The 16850-nt window shown below is 63.8% G+C and carries 17 protein-coding genes; 8 read left to right on the top strand and 9 right to left on the bottom strand.

Going from position 1 to position 16850, the window contains the following annotated elements; genetic code table 11:
- The first annotated feature begins 1 nt into the window (after position 1).
- The 3 genes from hyi (at position 2) to lysM (ending at position 2536) form a co-directional block, all read left to right on the top strand.
- On the top strand, positions 2-802 hold the full coding sequence (gene hyi / locus NCR38_RS06175; RefSeq protein ID WP_250476595.1) for a hydroxypyruvate isomerase: 801 nt from the start codon (positions 2-4) through the stop codon (positions 800-802).
- 27 nt (positions 803-829) lie between these two features.
- Complete coding sequence (locus tag NCR38_RS06170; RefSeq protein WP_061117417.1) at positions 830-1738, top strand: 2-hydroxy-3-oxopropionate reductase; 909 nt, start codon at positions 830-832, stop codon at positions 1736-1738.
- Positions 1739-2041: 303 nt separating this feature from the next.
- The gene (gene lysM, locus NCR38_RS06165) at positions 2042-2536 is read left to right on the top strand and encodes a peptidoglycan-binding protein LysM (protein WP_061117418.1); all 495 of its coding nucleotides are present in this window, start codon (positions 2042-2044) and stop codon (positions 2534-2536) included.
- A gap of 79 nt (positions 2537-2615) precedes the next feature.
- Here the strand turns inward: lysM and NCR38_RS06160 are convergent, their stop codons facing one another.
- The 6 genes from NCR38_RS06160 to NCR38_RS06135 all read right to left on the bottom strand — a co-directional run bounded on the left by NCR38_RS06160 (position 2616) and on the right by NCR38_RS06135 (position 8624).
- Positions 2616-3608, bottom strand: coding sequence for an asparaginase (locus NCR38_RS06160; protein WP_250476594.1), 993 nt, complete (start codon positions 3606-3608; stop codon positions 2616-2618).
- A 31-nt stretch (positions 3609-3639) separates the two neighbouring features.
- Positions 3640-4566, bottom strand: coding sequence for a CysB family HTH-type transcriptional regulator (locus NCR38_RS06155; RefSeq protein ID WP_061117420.1), 927 nt, complete (start codon positions 4564-4566; stop codon positions 3640-3642).
- 34 nt (positions 4567-4600) lie between these two features.
- Entirely contained in the window at positions 4601-5671 is a 1071-nt protein-coding gene (locus NCR38_RS06150; protein ID WP_061117421.1) for a sulfate/molybdate ABC transporter ATP-binding protein, read from the bottom strand.
- 16 nt (positions 5672-5687) lie between these two features.
- A complete protein-coding gene (gene cysW / locus NCR38_RS06145; protein WP_061117422.1) occupies positions 5688-6596 on the bottom strand; it encodes a sulfate ABC transporter permease subunit CysW in 909 nt (302 codons plus the stop codon).
- A complete protein-coding gene (gene cysT, locus NCR38_RS06140) occupies positions 6593-7498 on the bottom strand; it encodes a sulfate ABC transporter permease subunit CysT (RefSeq protein ID WP_061117423.1) in 906 nt (301 codons plus the stop codon). Before cysT ends, cysW begins: the two co-directional genes overlap by 4 nt.
- A 91-nt stretch (positions 7499-7589) precedes the next feature.
- Positions 7590-8624: a sulfate ABC transporter substrate-binding protein gene (locus NCR38_RS06135; RefSeq protein ID WP_250476593.1), complete on the bottom strand. Its 1035-nt coding sequence runs from the start codon at positions 8622-8624 to the stop codon at positions 7590-7592.
- Between the two features lie 258 nt (positions 8625-8882).
- Here NCR38_RS06135 and lexA point away from each other — a divergent pair, with 258 nt between their 5' ends.
- From lexA to NCR38_RS06120, 3 genes are all read left to right on the top strand, one after another.
- Entirely contained in the window at positions 8883-9560 is a 678-nt protein-coding gene (gene lexA, locus NCR38_RS06130) for a transcriptional repressor LexA (protein WP_061117425.1), read from the top strand.
- A 206-nt stretch (positions 9561-9766) separates the two neighbouring features.
- Positions 9767-10093 carry a hypothetical protein gene (locus tag NCR38_RS06125; RefSeq protein WP_061117426.1) on the top strand — a complete coding sequence of 109 codons (327 nt, stop codon included), beginning with the start codon at positions 9767-9769 and terminating at the stop codon, positions 10091-10093.
- 100 nt (positions 10094-10193) lie between these two features.
- The gene (locus NCR38_RS06120) at positions 10194-10793 is read left to right on the top strand and encodes a DUF2939 domain-containing protein (protein ID WP_250476592.1); all 600 of its coding nucleotides are present in this window, start codon (positions 10194-10196) and stop codon (positions 10791-10793) included.
- Between the two features lie 17 nt (positions 10794-10810).
- Here the strand turns inward: NCR38_RS06120 and NCR38_RS06115 are convergent, their stop codons facing one another.
- Positions 10811-11320, bottom strand: coding sequence for a universal stress protein (locus NCR38_RS06115; protein WP_061117618.1), 510 nt, complete (start codon positions 11318-11320; stop codon positions 10811-10813).
- A gap of 331 nt (positions 11321-11651) precedes the next feature.
- Between NCR38_RS06115 and nodI the strand changes: the two genes are divergently transcribed.
- Both nodI and NCR38_RS06105 read left to right on the top strand, forming a co-directional pair.
- A complete protein-coding gene (gene nodI / locus NCR38_RS06110; protein WP_250476591.1) occupies positions 11652-12614 on the top strand; it encodes a nodulation factor ABC transporter ATP-binding protein NodI in 963 nt (320 codons plus the stop codon).
- A 4-nt stretch (positions 12615-12618) separates the two neighbouring features.
- Positions 12619-13479 carry an ABC transporter permease gene (locus NCR38_RS06105; RefSeq protein WP_284502157.1) on the top strand — a complete coding sequence of 287 codons (861 nt, stop codon included), beginning with the start codon at positions 12619-12621 and terminating at the stop codon, positions 13477-13479.
- Positions 13480-13537: 58 nt separating this feature from the next.
- On the opposite strand, the gene gnd is transcribed toward NCR38_RS06105, so the two are convergent.
- Both gnd and tkt read right to left on the bottom strand, forming a co-directional pair.
- A complete protein-coding gene (gnd, locus tag NCR38_RS06100) occupies positions 13538-14518 on the bottom strand; it encodes a phosphogluconate dehydrogenase (NAD(+)-dependent, decarboxylating) (protein ID WP_250476590.1) in 981 nt (326 codons plus the stop codon).
- 6 nt (positions 14519-14524) lie between these two features.
- A complete protein-coding gene (gene tkt, locus NCR38_RS06095) occupies positions 14525-16618 on the bottom strand; it encodes a transketolase (RefSeq protein WP_250476645.1) in 2094 nt (697 codons plus the stop codon).
- Between the last annotated feature and the right edge of the window lie 232 nt (positions 16619-16850).

Raw genomic sequence — 16850 nt, 5'->3', positions numbered from 1 at the left:
AATGCCGAAATTTGCTGCGAACCTGACCATGCTGTTCAACGAAGTCCCGTTCCTCGACCGCTTTGCCGCGGCGGCGAACGCGGGCTTCAAGGCGGTCGAGTTCCTGTTCCCTTACGCGTTCTCGATCAGCGACATCCAGAGGCGCCTGAAGGACAACGACCTGCAGATCGTGCTGCATAACCTGCCCGCGGGCAACTGGGAAGCGGGCGAGCGCGGTATCGCCTGCCTGCCGGATCGCGTCGCGGAGTTCCGCGAAGGCGTGCCGCGCGCGATCGAATATGCCAAGGCGCTGAACGTGCCGCAACTGAATTGCCTCGTCGGCATTCCGACGGCGGGCGTCTCGGCGGAACAGGCGCGCACGACGATCATCGAGAATCTGCGTTTTGCGGCAGACGCCCTGAAGAAGGAAGGCATCAGGCTGCTAGTCGAGCCGTGCAACGCGTACGACATTCCGGGCTTCGCGCTCAACCGTTCGAAAGAAGGACTGGATGTGATCCGCGCGGTCGGCTCGGACAATCTGTTCCTGCAGTACGACATCTATCACATGCAGCGCATGGAAGGCGAACTCGCGGCGACGATCAGGAAGAACCTGCCGCAGATCGCGCATATCCAGCTCGCCGACAACCCCGGCCGCAACGAGCCGGGCACGGGCGAAATCAACTACGCGTATCTGTTCGGCCTGCTCGACGAGATTGGTTATCAAGGCTGGATCGGCTGCGAGTACAAGCCGCTCAATGGCACCGAAGCGGGCCTCGGCTGGCTGCAAAGCATCGGCGGCGTGAAAGCCACCGCTGCCGCTTAAATCTGACACACAGGAGGAGCTGGAAGCATGGCAACCATCGGTTTCATCGGTCTCGGCATCATGGGCGCGCACATGGCGCGCAATCTCATCAAGGGCGGTCACAAGCTCGTCGTGAACGGCAAGTATCCGGTGCCGGACGATATCCGCGCGCAGACGCAGGTCGTCGCGGATTCCACCGCGGTCGCGCAGGAAAGCGAGATCGTCATCACGATGGTGCCCGACACGCCCGATGTCGCCAATGTGCTGTTCGCCGATGACGGCGTCGCGAAGGGTCTCACGAAGGGCAAGCTCGTGATCGACATGAGCTCGATCGCCCCGCTCGACACGCAGGAGTTCGCGAAGAAGATCAACGCGCTCGGCTGCGACTATCTCGACGCGCCGGTGTCCGGCGGCGAAGTCGGCGCGCGTGAAGCGACGCTCACGATCATGGTCGGCGGTCCCGAGAAGTCGTTCGAGATCGCAAAGCCTTTGTTCGAACTGATGGGCAAGAACATCTCGCTCATCGGCGACAACGGTGCGGGTCAGACGTGCAAGGTCGCGAACCAGATCATCGTCGCGCTGAACATCGAGGCGGTCGCGGAAGCGCTGCTGTTCGCGGCACGTTCGGGCGCCGATCCGGAGCGCGTGCGTAAAGCACTGATGGGCGGTTTCGCATCGTCGCGCATCCTCGAAGTGCATGGCGAGCGCATGACGAAACGCACGTTCAATCCGGGCTTTCGTATCGAGCTGCATCAAAAGGATTTGAACCTCGCGCTCGACGGCGCGCGCAAGATGGGCCTCGCCCTGCCCCACACGGCGAGCGCGCAGCAATTGTTCAGCGTATGCGCCGCGAACGGCGGAAAGGCGTGGGATCACTCGGCGCTCGTGCGTGCGCTCGAAATCATGTCGAACTTCCAGGTGGCCGAAGAGCCGCAGCAGGCCAAGGCTGCTGCGTGATTCGTATCGCCTGAACCGTGGGGCGTCCCGCGTATGGGCACGCGGGACAAATGTCGCTCTGGGCTGAGGGCGGCAAAGTGGGGTCCGAGAGCGGCACCCGGCGGTGCGCCGGGTAAGCCTTGGTCGGTCAGACGGTTTGTCGTCGGGTGTCCGCGTCGGATTGTTGCAGTTTGTGTCTTACTGCTGAAGCATGAGCGGTGTACAAATCCTTTTGTGAAAACTCAGAACTATCTGGTGGTCATCGCGACTAATCTGCCTAGACTTCGCGAGCCGTAACACCACTGCTAATCAAGGAGTTGAACAATGGGAATCCTCAGCTTTATCAAGGAAGCAGGTGAGAAACTCTTCGGCGCAGTCTCGTCGAAGGCTGAAGCGGCGCCGGCCGCGGCGCCTGTCGATGTCGCGGCGCTGAATCAGAAAGCGGGCGAAGCCATCGCGACGTACATCCGTTCGCAGGGTCTCAATGCGGACAATCTGGATGTGAAGTATGACGGCGCGTCGCATACCGTGACCGTGTCGGGCCAGGCGCCGGATCAGGCGACGAAGGAAAAGATTCTCGTCGCGGCGGGCAATGTGCAGCACGTCGACAAGGTCGATGACCAGTTGACCGTGCCCAGTAGCGAGCCCGAGTCGCAGTATTACACCGTCGTGTCGGGCGACAATCTTTGGAAGATCGCCGAGAAATACTATGGCAACGGCTCGAAGAACGATGTGATCTTCGAAGCGAATAAGCCGATGTTGAAGAGTCCGGACAAGATTTATCCAGGGCAGGTGCTGCGTATTCCGGCGGCGAACTGATTTTTCTTGGTTTCGACGATTCGAACGCGGACTTCGGTTCGCGTTTTTTTGTCTTGCAATCAATCAAACAAAACAAAAACTAGTAAGCATCGAAAACGCGCTGCAGGTCTCCGACCCCCGAAGCCAGAGCAAGCATCAACAACACCCGCGCCTTATAGGCATTAAGCGTCCCCGCACTGACGCTCCCGAGCGCGTCATCATTCGCGGCGCCGTTGCGCATCACATGCCCCGACCCCACGCGCGACGCGCGCACCACCGCGACGCCCTGCCTTACCGCATCGGCGAGCGCCTGCGTGAGCGTCGCATGCATCGAGCCGTTGCCCGTGCCCGCGACGACGATCCCGCGCACACCCGCCGCCACGAGGGCATCGACCATCACGCGCGATGCATCCGCGTAACTCGCGACGATCTCGACCATCGGCCATTCATCGGTCACGGAAAACTCGCTGGCAGTGGTATGCGGCCGCACGACCGTACGCTGAAACTCGACGCGCCCGTCCTGCACGAAGCCGAGCACGCCGGTCTCGGGCGAACGGAACGCATCGACCGCGTAGGTGCTCGTCTTGGTGACATCGCGTGCGCAGTGGATCTGATTATTGAATGCGACGAGCACGCCCTTGCCCGCCGCGTCCTTCGAGGCCGCGACCGTCACCGCGTTCAGCAGATTGAGCGGGCCATCGGCGGACAGCGCGGTCGATGGACGCATCGCCGCCGTCAGCACGACAGGCTTCGCGTGCTTCACGGTGAGATGCAGCAGATACGCGGTTTCTTCGAGCGTATCGGTGCCATGCGTGACGACGACGCCATCGATATCGTCCTGCGCGAGCAGTTCATTGACGCGCGAGGCGAGCGCGGTCCACAGCGCAACGCTCATGTCCTTGCTGTCGATGCTCGCGATCTGCTCGGCGTGAATGCGCGCGACTGTACCTAGCGCGGGCACGGCATCGAGCAATTTGTCGACGCCGACGACGCCCGCCTTGTAGCCCGCCGTCTTCGATGCATCACCGGCGGACCCGGCGATGGTGCCGCCCGTTGCCAGCACGGCAATGCGAGGGAGAGAGGAAGTATTCATGCCGGCGATTGTAAATCAGCCGGCATGTGAATCACGCCGTTTCGCGAAGCTGGGCCGCGATCTGCGCTTCTTCGAGTTGCGGCGCGAACATCTCGATCAATCGATACGCGTACGCCCGCAGGAACGCGCCCTTTCTCAGCCCGACGCGCGTCGTGCTGGCCTCGAAAAGATGCTGCGTGTCGAGCGCGACAAGCTCGGTGTCCCGCTTCGCGTCGTAGGCCATCGCCGCGACAATGCCGATGCCCATGCCCAGCTCGACATACGTCTTGATGACGTCGGCATCGATCGCGGTCAGCACGATATCGGGAATCGCGCCCGCGCTCGCGAACGCCTGATCGACGTGCGAGCGGCCGGTGAAGTCCTGGTCGTAGGTGACGATCGGATATTCGGCGATCTGCTCGAGCGTGATGTTCTCGCGGCCGACGAGCGGATGATCCTTCGGCACGACGACCGTGTGATGCCACGAATAGCACGGAAACGTGACGATGTCCGGGTAACGGTCGAGCGCTTCGGTCGAGATGCCGATATCCGCCTCGCCATTGATGATCATCTGCGCGATCTGCTGCGGGCTGCCCTGGCGCAACGCGAGATGCACCTTGGGGAACACTTCCGTGAACTGGCGGATGACCTTCGGCAGCGCGTAACGCGCCTGCGTGTGGGTCGTCGCGACGACCAGGTGGCCGTTGTCCTGATCCGCGAACTGGCGCGCGACGCGCCGCAGGTTCTCGGCGTCGAGCAGCATGCGCTCGATCAGCTGATGCACCTCCTTGCCCGGCTCGGTGAGTCCCGTGAGACGTTTGCCGCGTCGAATGAAGATATCGACGCCGAGCTCGTCCTCGAGATCCTTGATCTGTTTCGACACGCCGGATTGCGACGTGTAGAGCACGTTGGCGACCTCCGTCAGATTCATGTTCTGACGCACGGCCTCGCGCACGAAGCGCAGTTGCTGAAAATTCATGTGAACCTCTCCGCGATCCTTTTATGTCGTTATGTCATTGCGCCGGCGATGGCGCCGGAAAGACCCGCAGCGCGCGTGGCACGGCCGTCACGCCATCGCCGATATCGAGCTTGAGCGCGCGCCATGCCTCCCGATCCAGCTCCGCCTCGATCACGCTGCCCGCGCTGCCTTCGAGCTCGACGCGCACCGAGCCGCCCAGCGTCACGACGCGCCGCACGCCGACCACGATGCCATCGCGATGCGCGCCGTCGGCGGGATACAGTGCGAGATCATGCGGGCGCACATACGCAAGCGCCCGGCCGCTGAAATGCGCCTGTGTGGCGATCGGGCTCGCGGCGCCATCGGCGACGAAGCCGTTCGCATCGACATTGCCCTGCAGCCGGTTCGCCGCGCCGAGAAACTCGTACACGAACGACGTCTGCGGATGATCGTACACGTCCTGCGGGCTACCTACCTGCTCCACCCGCCCATGATTCATCACGACGATGCGGTCCGCCACTTCGAGCGCCTCTTCCTGGTCATGCGTGACGAAGAGTGTCGAGATATGCAGATCGTCGTGCAGGCGGCGCAACCAGCTGCGCAGTTCCTTGCGCACTTTCGCGTCGAGCGCCCCGAACGGCTCGTCGAGCAGGAGCACTTTCGGCTCGACGGCGAGCGCGCGTGCGAGCGCGATGCGCTGCCGCTGTCCGCCCGACAGCTCGGACGGAAAACGTTCGGCGAGCCAGTCGAGCTGCACGAGCTTCAGCAGTTCATGCACTTTCTCGCGGATCGCGGCTTCGCTCGGACGCTCGCGGCGCGGCTTCACACGCAGGCCGAACGCGACGTTCTCGAACACCGTCATGTGCCTGAAGAGCGCGTAATGCTGGAACACGAAGCCGACTTGCCGCTCGCGCGCGCCGACTGCCGCGACGTCCTCTCCATGCAGCACGACTTGTCCCGCATCGGCGAACTCGAGGCCTGCGATGACCCGCAGCAGCGTGGTCTTGCCGCAGCCGGAAGGCCCGAGCAGCGCGACCAGTTCGCCTGCAGGAAAATCCAGCGTGACGTTGTCGAGCGCGGTGAAATCGCCGAAGCGTTTTTGCAGATTGCGAACGATGATGCTCATGATGTTGTCGGCCTCTTCAATGCTGTGCGGGTTTCCGGGCTTCGCTGACGGCTTGCGACATGCGCCGCTCCGCGAGGAGCTTGAGCGCGAGCGTGACGAGCGCGAGCAGCGCGAGCAGCGACGCCACCGCGAACGCGGCCGAGAAGTTGTATTCGTTATAGAGAATTTCGACGTGCAGCGGCATCGTGTCGGTCTGGCCGCGGATGTGGCCCGACACGACCGATACCGCGCCGAACTCGCCCATCGCGCGGGCGTTGCAGAGGATCACGCCGTAGAGCAGGCCCCACTTCACGTTGGGCAGCGTCACGCGCCTGAAGATCTGCCAGCCCGATGCACCGAGCACGTGCGCCGCTTCCTCTTCGTCGTTGCCCTGCGCCTGCATCAGCGGAATCAGCTCGCGGGCGACGAACGGGAACGTCACGAAGATGGTCGCGAGCACGATGCCCGGCACCGCGAAGATGATCTGCACGTCATGCGCGGCGAGCCACGGGCCGAACCAGCCCTGCGCGCCGAAGATCAGTACGTAAATGAGACCCGAGATCACCGGCGAGACCGAGAACGGCAAATCGATGAGCGTGGTCAAGAGCGCCTTGCCGCGGAAGTCGAACTTCGCGATCGCCCACGACGCCGCCAGTCCGAACACGACATTCAGCGGCACGGCGATCGCGGCGGTGACCAGCGTGAGCTTGATCGCGGACCACGCATCCGGATCCTTCAGCGACTCGAAGTAATAGTCGATGCCTTTCGCGAATGCCTGCACGAACACCGCGACGAGCGGGACCACGAGAAAGAGCGCAAGAAACACGAGCGCGATGCCCGTGAGCAGCCAGCGCACGGCACGCGGCTCGGTGACGGGGTTGAGGCTGTGCTTGCGCACGCGCACGGGTGCGTGCACCGGAAGCGCCTTGCTATCGGGCGTGCTCATGCGTGACCTCCGCCCGGATGTCCGACGTGCAGCGAAGGGCCGGCCGCGACGGCAGGCGCCGCGCCCGTCCTGCTCGTGCGCCGCTGCAGGAACCACTGCAGCGTATTGATGAAGAGCAGCATCAGGAACGACACGCACAGCATCACGACGGCGAGCGCGGTCGCGCCGGCATAGTCGTACTGTTCGAGCTTCGTGATGATGAGCAGCGACGTGATCTCGGATTTCATCGGCACATTGCCCGCGATGAAGATCACCGAGCCGTACTCGCCGAGTGCGCGCGCGAACGCGAGCGCGAAACCCGTCAGTAGCGCGGGAAAGACCGAAGGCAGCACGACGCGGCGAAACGTCAGCCAGCGCGTCGCGCCAAGGCACGCGGCGGCCTCTTCCTGCTCCCGTTCGAATTCTTCCAGCACGGGCTGAACCGTGCGCACGACGAAAGGCAAGCCGATGAACGTCAGCGCGACGAGCACGCCCAGCGGCGTGAAGGCGACCTTGATGCCGAGCGGCGCGAGATATTGCCCGATCCAGCCGTTGCCCGCATAGACCGCGGCGAGCGAGATGCCCGCGACGGAAGTCGGCAGCGCAAACGGCAGATCGACGATCGCATCGACGATGCGCTTGAACGGAAACGTGTAGCGCACAAGCACCCACGCGACGAGAAAGCCGAACACCGCGTTGATGAGTGCGCCGCCGAGCGCCGCGCTGAACGTGAGCCGATACGACGCGAGCACGCGCGGCGAGGTCACTGCGCGTACGAACTGCGCCCAGTCGAGCGTCGCCGTCTTCGCGAAGGTGGCGGCGAGCGGAATCAGCACCACGAGGCTCAAGTACGCCACCGTGATGCCGAGCGTCAGGCCGAACCCGGGAAGCGCGCTCGGCTTCTTGAATGTGAGGGTCGTCATCCTTGATTGATCCTTTTTTGCGCCGGGGTGAGGCGCGTTGCTGCTTCGGGCGCGCGGCGTCATGGATGCGCCGCGTCGCCCGCTTCTTCTGTTACTGCGGTTGATAGATCGAATCGAACACGCCGCCGTCCGCGAAATGCGTCTTCTGCGCCTTGGTCCAGCCGCCGAACGTGTCGTCGATGGTGTAGAGCTTCAGCTTCGGAAACTGCTTGGTGAGTTCGGCGGGCACCTTGTCCGAGCGCGGCCGATAAAAGTTGCGTGCGGCGATCTGCTGTCCTTCGTCGCTATACAGGTACTTGAGATAGGCATCGGCGAGCTTGCGCGTGCCGTGCTTGTCGACGACCTTGTCGACCACCGCGACCGGCGGTTCCGCGAGGATGCTCACCGTCGGCACGACGATCTCGAACTTGTCGGTGCCGAACTCTTTCACCGAAAGGAACGCTTCGTTTTCCCACGCGATCAGCACGTCGCCCTGGCCGCGCTGCACGAAGCTCGTCGTGGCGCCGCGCGCGCCGGAATCGAGCACGCCGGCATTCTTATAGAGCTTCGTCACGAAATCTTTCGCGGTCTGCTCGTTGCCGCCCGGCTTGTGCTGCGCATACGCCCACGCCGCGAGGTAATTCCAGCGCGCGCCGCCCGAGGTCTTGGGGTTCGGCGTGACGATCGACACGCCGGGCTTCGTCAGATCGTCCCAGTCCTTGATGTGCTTCGGATTGCCTTTGCGCACGAGGAACACGATCGTCGACGTGTACGGCGACGCGTTGTCCGGCAGGCGCTTTTGCCAATCCGCGCCGACGAGTCCCTTGGAGGCGAGCGCATCGATGTCGTAAGCGAGCGCGAGCGTGACGACGTCGGCCTGCAGACCGTCGAGCACCGCGCGAGCCTGTCCGCCCGAGCCGCCGTGCGATTGCTTGAAGGTCACCGTCTCGCCGGTATCGGCCTTCCACTTTTTCGCGAACGCCTGATTGAAGTCCTGATACAGCTCGCGGGTCGGGTCGTATGAGACGTTCAGAAACGACGTCTGCGCGAAGGCCGACGCGGCCATCCCAACGCCCGCCGCCGTCAGCGCCGCCGCCGCGACCAGGCGCCGCGCGCCTTTGCCCAATCCCAGTCTGATGCTTTGCATTCCCCGTTCTCCGTCTTATCGAATTGACGGAATCAGTCTATCGAGGCGTCTATATGATTAGAAATAATCGTTATTCACTTTTTTATACGTAAAACTGCTAAGAACGATATTCCTGGATGGAAAAAGCGATCGCGGCCGCTAAGCGTGCGCGCGGCAGCCGCAGACGGGCGAACTTAAAGTAAAGCTTGAAAAGCGCGAAATACTGTATAAAAATACAGTCATCTGTCCATCCATACAGTGCACCAAGGGCCCGAGCCAGTGACCAAGACATCAAAACTTACCGCGCGGCAGCAGCAGGTGTTCGAACTGATCCAGCGCGCGATCGACCGCACGGGCTTTCCGCCGACGCGCGCCGAGATTGCGGCGGAACTCGGCTTCAGCTCGGCGAATTCCGCGGAGGAGCACTTGCGGGCGCTGGCGCGCAAGGGCGTGATCGAACTCGCGGCGGGCTCGTCGCGCGGCATCAGGCTGCTCGGCGATGCCTCGCGCTCCGATCGTTCGGAGGACATGCCCCATCAATTCACGCTGCCGCATCAGAGCATCATGCAGCTGTCGCTGCCGCTCGTCGGGCGTGTCGCGGCCGGGAGTCCGATCCTCGCGCAGGAACACATCTCGCAGCATTACGCCTGCGACCCCGCGCTCTTTTCCAGCCGGCCGGACTATCTGCTGAAAGTGCGCGGCCTCTCGATGCGCGACGCCGGCATCCTCGACGGCGACTTGCTGGCCGTGCAGAAGCGCACCGAAGCGAAAGACGGACAGATCGTGGTCGCGCGTCTCGGCGACGACGTGACGGTCAAACGCTGGAAACGCCGTCCGGACGGCGTCGAGCTCATCGCCGAAAACCCGGACTACGAGAATATTTTCGTGCGCTCCGGCAGCAGCGATTTCGCGCTGGAAGGCATCGCGGTCGGGCTGATTCGTTCAGGCGAGTTCTGAGGTCTCCGCGCGACATGGGCGGGAAGCGAAAGTCGGAGGCAAATCATTCGCTCACTTTCGCAACGGGACAAGAAATGTCTCATTGACATCGCAAGATAGCCTCACCAACCGCTTTCGACGTTCAGTCGAGCCGGTTCAAACATAACAAGCATGACGGCCGCCGTGCGCGGTGCGCCGCGGTGCGTCCTATCGTCTGGAGAGTCATCATGGAACGTTTTGCCCGGCTGCTGCCCTTCCGTCAATTCGGCCGCCTGCGCCATCTGCGCGCGCTGATCGCCTGCGGCATGCCGCGCGCCGAAACTACGTCGGATCTCTTCGACGAAATGCCCGCGCTGCCGTCCCAGCAGCCGGCTTTCGCGCGCGTGTCGTTGAACAGCACAGTGCATGCGGAGCCGGAACAGCGCGCGCCGGTGCGTGTCTATCGCGGCCAGTCACGCGTGATTCTGGTAGGCAAGATCGACGAAGTGTCGCGCATGATCGACCGTTGCATCGCGGAGGAAAACGCGGGGCTCACCGGCGGCATCCTCGCCTGAAACGAGGCGCACCGCCCGCAGAATGTGAATTAACGGGATTTATCACGCGCCTGCGAGGTCAATTTCAGATTCACGTTTTGCAGAGAGGCTTCGCCGTCGCATGTCCCGCACTAGCCGCTCCGTCGCCGCCGCAGTCGTCGTCCTGATTCTCGCCGCGGCGCTCGCTTTTATCTATGCGTCGCCTTACATCGCGCTGAACCGCGTAAAACGCGCAGCCGATGCGCGCGATGCGCAGACCGTCAACGAGTACGTCGATTTTCCCGCGCTGCGCGCGAGCCTCAAGGAGCAGGTCGGCGCGCTGCTCACGCGCCGCGTCGATATACAAAAGAGCGGCAATCCGCTCGCGATCATCGGGGCGATGATCGGCGCAGCGCTCGTCGGTCCTCTGGTGGACTCCTATGCGACACCGGACGGCGTCGCGGCGATTCTGAACGGCATTCCGCCGCGCGGCGATCCGGGCGAGCAGCCGCCGCCGGCCGGGAGCGGCTCATCGGCGGCGCACCCGGACGCGCCGGCCCCCGGCGTCACGACCGCGCAGCAGACACCGAAGGTGCCGCCCCAGACCACGGCCGGTTATCGAAGCCTGAACACGTTCGTCGTCACGTATCAGCACGGCGCCGGAGATGCGCGTTACTCGGCGATCTTCCATCGCTACGGCCTCATGACATGGAAGCTCGTCGCGGTCGATCTCAACGGGTGACGCGTCGAACGTCCTCTTCAGGCGCCGGCTTCGGCCTTGACCGGTTTCGCGGCGTAGGCCGCTTCATCTTCGGCCTCCGCCGATTCACCGGCCTGACAGACGGCTACAAGAATGCTGCACTTCACGCGGTCGAGCAACGGAGTGTTGCCCGCGCCCATCCACCAGCGCGCGAGACCGTTGCGGCAGCGATGCCCCACCACGACGAGATCGACCTGAAGGCTTTCCGCAAGCGCCGCGATTTCGTCGATCGGGTGCCCGAACGCGAAGTGTCCCTGCGCCTGAAGACCCCGCTCGCGCAGCCAGTCGACGCCTTCCTGCAAAATATCGCGCGCGGCCTCCTCGAAGCGTCCGCAGGCCATATCGGTTAGCAGTCCGGCGCTCTGCGCAATGCTCGATCGCATGTCCACCACCGCGAGGACGTGCGTCTCGGCATTCAGGTCCAGCGCGAGATTCGCGCCTTGCCGCAATGCCTTGCGACCCTCTCTGGAACCGTCATAGCAGAGCAGGATTTTTCGGTAGCTTTCCATCATGACCTCCCTGGCCAACTTGCCCTTCGCGCCCGCTCGATGCGACCACAGCGCGATTTACCCGCGGCGTTGCTTCATCATCGTGTGTCGCCACATGCGTGGCAACGCTGGAAAACGCTTACCGGCGCGAACATGCTAGCTCGCACCGTGCCAGAACTCTGAACACGCCAACGGACAAGCCTCTGGCACTTTCGGCCGGAACCGGTTCAACGCTCGCCGCACAGGTTTGAAACGCGCCCGCCGCACGCGGTTGCACGCCAGGCATCGCCTTGGTGCAATGGATTACACTAGCCCGCTGGATTTCCCCACGCGGTTTTCCCGGCACGAATGCATGACTGATCAAACATTGCAACAGCGCACTGCACGCGGGTCCGATGAAAGCGGCGCGCCCGCCATCGAGTTCAGCGAAGTAAGGAAGCACTACGGTGAACGCACCGTCGTCGATGGTCTCTCGTTCGATGTGCGGCCCGGCGAATGTTTCGGACTGCTCGGCCCGAACGGCGCGGGCAAGACGACGACGCTCAAGATGCTGCTCGGCATCACCTCGCCCGATAGCGGCGCGATTCGTCTCGTCGGCGAGCCGGTCCCCGCGCGCGCCCGGTTCGCGAGAGAACGCGTGGGCGTCGTGCCGCAGTTCGACAACCTCGATCCCGATTTCACGGTGCGCGAAAACCTGACTGTCTTCGGCCGCTACTTTGGTCTGACCGGCGCGCGCATGGATGCGCTCGTGCCTTCGCTGCTCGAATTCGCGCGTCTGGAGAGCAAGGCGAATGCGCGCGTCGGCGAATTGTCGGGCGGCATGAAGCGGCGTCTCACGCTCGCGCGCGCGCTCGTCAACGATCCCGATGTCCTCGTGATGGATGAACCAACGACCGGACTCGATCCGCAAGCGCGGCATCTCATCTGGGAGCGCCTGCGCTCGCTGCTCACGCGCGGCAAGACCATCCTTCTGACGACGCATTTCATGGAAGAAGCCGAACGTCTGTGCGACCGCGTCTGCGTGATCGAGGAAGGCCGCAAGATTGCCGAAGGACGTCCGCACGATCTCATCGAATCGGTGATCGGCTCGGATGTCATCGAGATTTACGGGCCCGATCCGCAGGCGCTCGCGACGGAACTCGAGCCGTTCGTCGAGCGCATGGAAGTGAGCGGCGAAACGCTCTTTTGCTACGTGGACGATCCGCAGCCCGTGCATGCGCGCGTGAAAGGCCGCGCGGACGTGCGCTATCTGCATCGTCCGGCGAATCTCGAAGATGTTTTCCTGCGTCTCACGGGACGGGAAATGGTGGACTGACTCAATGGATACGCTCGAACCATCCCGCATCGACAAGAACAAGAAACGCGAGCGGGCGCAGCCGAAACACGCGCAAAGCGTGACGCCGCTAGCCAGCGCGCTGCCCGCCAATGCAACGCACTGGATGTCGGTCTGGCGGCGCAACTATCTCGTCTGGAAGAAGCTCGCGATTGCCTCGATGATCGGCAATCTCGCCGACCCCATGATCTATCTCTTCGGCCTGGGACTGGGTCTCGGGCTGATGGTCGGGCATGTCGACGGTGTGTCGTACATCGCGTTTCTCGCGGCGGGCACGGCGGCATCGAGCGTGATGATGTCCGCGAGCTTCGAGGCGATGTACTCGGGCTTCTCGCGCATGCACGTTCAGCGCACGTGGGAAGCCATCATGCATACGCCGCTCACGCTCGGCGACATCGTGCTCGGTGAGATCGTATGGGCCGCGAGCAAGTCGGTGCTCTCTGGCGTGGCGATCATGATCGTCGCGGGCGTGCTCGGCTATGCGAGCTTTCCGTCGATGCTGATCGCGCTGCCCGTCATCGCGCTGACGGGACTCGCGTTCGCCAGCACCGCGATGGTCATCACCGCGCTCGCGCCGAGCTACGACTTCTTCATGTTCTATCAGACGCTCGCGCTCACGCCGATGCTCTTGCTCTCCGGCGTGTTCTTTCCGATCGCGCAACTGCCCGCGCTCGCTCAGCGCGTCACGCAGGTACTGCCGCTCTTTCACGCGGTCGAACTGATCCGCCCCGCGATGCTCGGCCGCCCGTTCGACGGCGCAGCCCTCCATGTGCTCGTGCTGTTCGCGTATGCGCTCGTGCCGTTCTTCCTGTGCGCATGGCTCTTCCGGCGGCGCATGATGAAATGAAAAACGGCGATGGACCGCTCAAGTCCATCGCCGTATTTACACCGTCGACGAAGCAACGCTACTTCGCGGGAAACTCGTGATGTCCGCCGAAGCCGAAGCGCATTGCCGAAAGCATGCGTTCGGGGAACGATTCGGCATCGCGCGAACGGAAGCGCGTGTAAAGCGCCGCCGACAGCACCTGCGCGGGCACCGCTTCCTCGATCGCCGCCTCGATCGTCCAGCGCCCTTCGCCGCTGTCCGCGACTTCCGCCGAGAAGCGCTCGAGCGTGCCGTCGCTGGCGAGCGCGCCCGCGGTCAGATCGAGCAGCCATGACGACACCACGCTGCCGCGCCGCCATACTTCGGCGATATCCGCAAGATCGAGCGTATAGCGTTCGCCTTCCGCGAGGTCCTTCGACTCCTTGTGCCTCAGGATGTGAAAGCCTTCGGCATACGCCTGCATCAGACCGTACTCGATGCCGTTGTGGACCATCTTCACGAAGTGCCCCGAACCGACCGGTCCGCAATGCATGTAGCCATTCTCGACGCGCGGATCGCGCCCTTCGCGGCCGGGGGTCTCGGGAATGTCGCCGCGTCCCGGCGCGAGTGTCGCGAGAATCGGATCCATCCGGCGCACGACCGCCTCATCGCCGCCGATCATCATGCAGTAGCCGCGCTCCAGTCCCCAGATGCCGCCCGACGTGCCGACATCGACGTAATGGATGCCCTGCTCGCGCAACTGCGCGGCGCGGCGGATATCGTCTTTATAGAAGCTGTTGCCGCCGTCGATGATCACGTCGTCCGCGCCGAGAATCTTGTGCAGATCGTTGAGCGTGTCTTCGGTGATCTTCCCCGCGGGCAGCATCAGCCAGACGACGCGCGGCGCGGCCAGCTTCGCGACGAGATCGCCCAGGTCCTTCGCGCCCGTCGCGCCGTCGCTTGCGAGCGCTTCGGTCGCTTGCGGATTGTGATCGTACGCGACGCAGGCATGCCCGCCGCGCATCAGCCGCCGCCCGATGTTGCCGCCCATGCGCCCCAGTCCCACGATGCCGATCTGCATGATGATTCACTCCTTGCCGTTGGATTTCACGCGTTCGATCTGCTTCTTCGCGGCTTCGTAGACCGCTTCCGGCGTGAAGCCGAACTTGCTCTTCAACGCCTTCAACGGCGCCGATGCGCCGAATGTGTGCATCACGATCTGGGTTCCCAGTCGGCCGACATAGCGATCCCAGCCGAGCGTCGCGGCCTGCTCGACGCAGACGCGCGCATTCACGTCCGGCGGCAGCACCGAGTCCTTGTACGCCGTATCCTGCTTCTCGAAGATGTCCCACGACGGCATGGACACGACGCGCGCCGCGATGCCTTCGGCCTTCAGTTTTTCGTAGGCCTCGACGCACAGCGACACTTCACTGCCGGTCGCGAGCAGGAGAACCTCGGGCTTCTTGCCGCCTTCGGCATCGGCGAGCACATACGCGCCATGCTTCACGCCATCAGCCGATGCGTACTTCTTGCGATCGAAAGTCGGCAGCGCCTGGCGCGTGAGCACGATGCAGGACGGCTCCTTCGAATGCGACAGCGCGACGCGCCACACTTCGCTCACCTCGTTCGCATCGGCGGGGCGCAGCGTGCAGAGGCCCGGCACGCCGCGCAGGGAGGCCAACTGCTCGATCGGCTGGTGCGTCGGACCATCTTCGCCGACGCCGATCGAATCGTGCGTGAACACGTAGATCACCGGCACTTCCATGATCGCCGAGAGGCGGATCGGCGGCTTCATGTAGTCGCTGAAGATCAGGAACGTCGATCCATACGGACGCAATCCGGAGAGCGCCAGGCCATTGCAGACCGCGCCCATGCCGTGCTCGCGAATGCCGAAGTGCAGATTGCGTCCGCCGTAGCTGTCGTGCTCGAAGCTGCCCGCGCCCTCGAACTTGAGATTCGTCTTCGTCGATGGCGAGAGATCCGCCGCGCCGCCGATGAGCCAGGGAAGACGCGGCGCGATGGCGTTCAGCACCTTGCCCGACGAATCGCGCGTGGCGATGCCTTTTGCGTCGGGCTCGAAGGTCGGAATATCGGCGTCCCAGTTGTCGGGAAGCTTCGATCCGAGCATCAGCCACGCTTCTTTCGCGAGCTCGGGATTGGCCTTCTCGTAGGCGTCGAAACGCTGCTTCCACTCGGCATGCAGCTTCTTGCCGCGCGCGCCCATGCCGTCGGCGATGTGCTGCATCACACCATCGGGTACATAGAACTGCTTGTCCTCCGGCCAGCCGTAGAACTTCTTCGCGAGCTTCACCTCTTCCTCGCCGAGCGCCTCGCCGTGCGCGCTCGCCGTGTCCTGCTTGTTAGGCGCGCCCCAGCCGATGATGCTCTTCACGACGATCAGCGTCGGCTTGTCCGTGTGCGACTTCGCCTTGTTGATGGCATCTTCGAGCGCCTGCGCGTCGTTGGCGTCGTCGACGTGCAGCGTGTGCCAGTTGTAGCCGTGAAAGCGCGCTTCGACGTCGTCGCTATACGCGAGATCCGTATGGCCTTCGATGGTGATGCGGTTGCTGTCGTAGATCCAGATGAGGTTCGAAAGCCGCAGATGCCCCGCGAGCGACGCGGCTTCGTGCGACACGCCTTCCATCATGTCGCCGTCGCCGCACAGCGCGTAGACGCGGTAGTCGAAGATCGTGTCCTCGCCCTTGTTGAAGTGGGCTTCCTTCCAGCGCGCGGCCATCGCCATGCCGACGCTGTTGCCGAGACCCTGTCCGAGCGGGCCGGTCGTGGTTTCGACGCCGGTCGTCATGCGGTATTCCGGGTGACCCGGCGTCTTGCTGTCGAGCTGGCGGAAATGCTCGATGTCGTCGAGCGACACGGCGGGTTTGCCGGTCGGCTTGCCCTCATCGTCGACTTCCTTCACGCCCGCCAGATGCAGCAGTGAGTAAAGCAGCATCGACGCATGGCCGACCGACAGCACGAAGCGGTCGCGATTCGGCCAGAGCGGCGCGTCGGGGTCGTAACGAAGATGGTTCTGCCAGAGATGGAACGCGACGGGCGCGAGCGCCATCGGCGTGCCGGGGTGGCCGGAATTGGCCTTTTGCACGGCGTCCATCGAGAGGGTACGGATGGTGTCGATCGCGAGGCGATCGAGATCTTTGGCCTGAGGTGTTGCTTGAGACATGAGCGACGACTCCTTTGCGAAGAGCGCGCTGTGGCGAAAGGCGCCGCAGCGGGCAACCAGGACCATCGAGCAAGTGTAGTGCCTTGAAACCGGCACCGCACCGCGAATGTTGCGAGGGGTGCGCCGGGGGGGGGGGGGGGGGGGGGGGGGGGGGGGGGGGGGGGGGGGGGGGGGGGGGGGGGGGGGGGGGGGGGGGGGGGGGGGGGGGGGGGGGGGGGGGGGGGGGGGGGGG

Origin of the sequence: Caballeronia sp. INML1 (genome assembly GCF_023631085.1) — a bacterium.
In the GTDB taxonomy this organism is placed as follows: Bacteria; Pseudomonadota; Gammaproteobacteria; order Burkholderiales; family Burkholderiaceae; genus Caballeronia; species Caballeronia turbans.
The sequence above is the reverse complement of the archived record's forward strand: the minus strand, read 5'-3'. Positions and strand labels throughout refer to the sequence as shown.

Coding starts and splice junctions, on each gene's coding strand:
- hyi (WP_250476595.1), top strand. CDS start 2: ATGCCGAAATTTGCTGCGAACCTGACCATGCTGTTCAACGAAGTCCCG.
- NCR38_RS06170 (WP_061117417.1), top strand. CDS start 830: ATGGCAACCATCGGTTTCATCGGTCTCGGCATCATGGGCGCGCACATG.
- lysM (WP_061117418.1), top strand. CDS start 2,042: ATGGGAATCCTCAGCTTTATCAAGGAAGCAGGTGAGAAACTCTTCGGC.
- NCR38_RS06160 (WP_250476594.1), bottom strand. CDS start 3,608: ATGAATACTTCCTCTCTCCCTCGCATTGCCGTGCTGGCAACGGGCGGC.
- NCR38_RS06155 (WP_061117420.1), bottom strand. CDS start 4,566: ATGAATTTTCAGCAACTGCGCTTCGTGCGCGAGGCCGTGCGTCAGAAC.
- NCR38_RS06150 (WP_061117421.1), bottom strand. CDS start 5,671: ATGAGCATCATCGTTCGCAATCTGCAAAAACGCTTCGGCGATTTCACC.
- cysW (WP_061117422.1), bottom strand. CDS start 6,596: ATGAGCACGCCCGATAGCAAGGCGCTTCCGGTGCACGCACCCGTGCGC.
- cysT (WP_061117423.1), bottom strand. CDS start 7,498: ATGACGACCCTCACATTCAAGAAGCCGAGCGCGCTTCCCGGGTTCGGC.
- NCR38_RS06135 (WP_250476593.1), bottom strand. CDS start 8,624: ATGCAAAGCATCAGACTGGGATTGGGCAAAGGCGCGCGGCGCCTGGTC.
- NCR38_RS06125 (WP_061117426.1), top strand. CDS start 9,767: ATGGAACGTTTTGCCCGGCTGCTGCCCTTCCGTCAATTCGGCCGCCTG.
- NCR38_RS06120 (WP_250476592.1), top strand. CDS start 10,194: ATGTCCCGCACTAGCCGCTCCGTCGCCGCCGCAGTCGTCGTCCTGATT.
- NCR38_RS06115 (WP_061117618.1), bottom strand. CDS start 11,320: ATGGAAAGCTACCGAAAAATCCTGCTCTGCTATGACGGTTCCAGAGAG.
- nodI (WP_250476591.1), top strand. CDS start 11,652: ATGACTGATCAAACATTGCAACAGCGCACTGCACGCGGGTCCGATGAA.
- NCR38_RS06105 (WP_284502157.1), top strand. CDS start 12,619: ATGGATACGCTCGAACCATCCCGCATCGACAAGAACAAGAAACGCGAG.
- gnd (WP_250476590.1), bottom strand. CDS start 14,518: ATGCAGATCGGCATCGTGGGACTGGGGCGCATGGGCGGCAACATCGGG.
- tkt (WP_250476645.1), bottom strand. CDS start 16,618: ATGTCTCAAGCAACACCTCAGGCCAAAGATCTCGATCGCCTCGCGATC.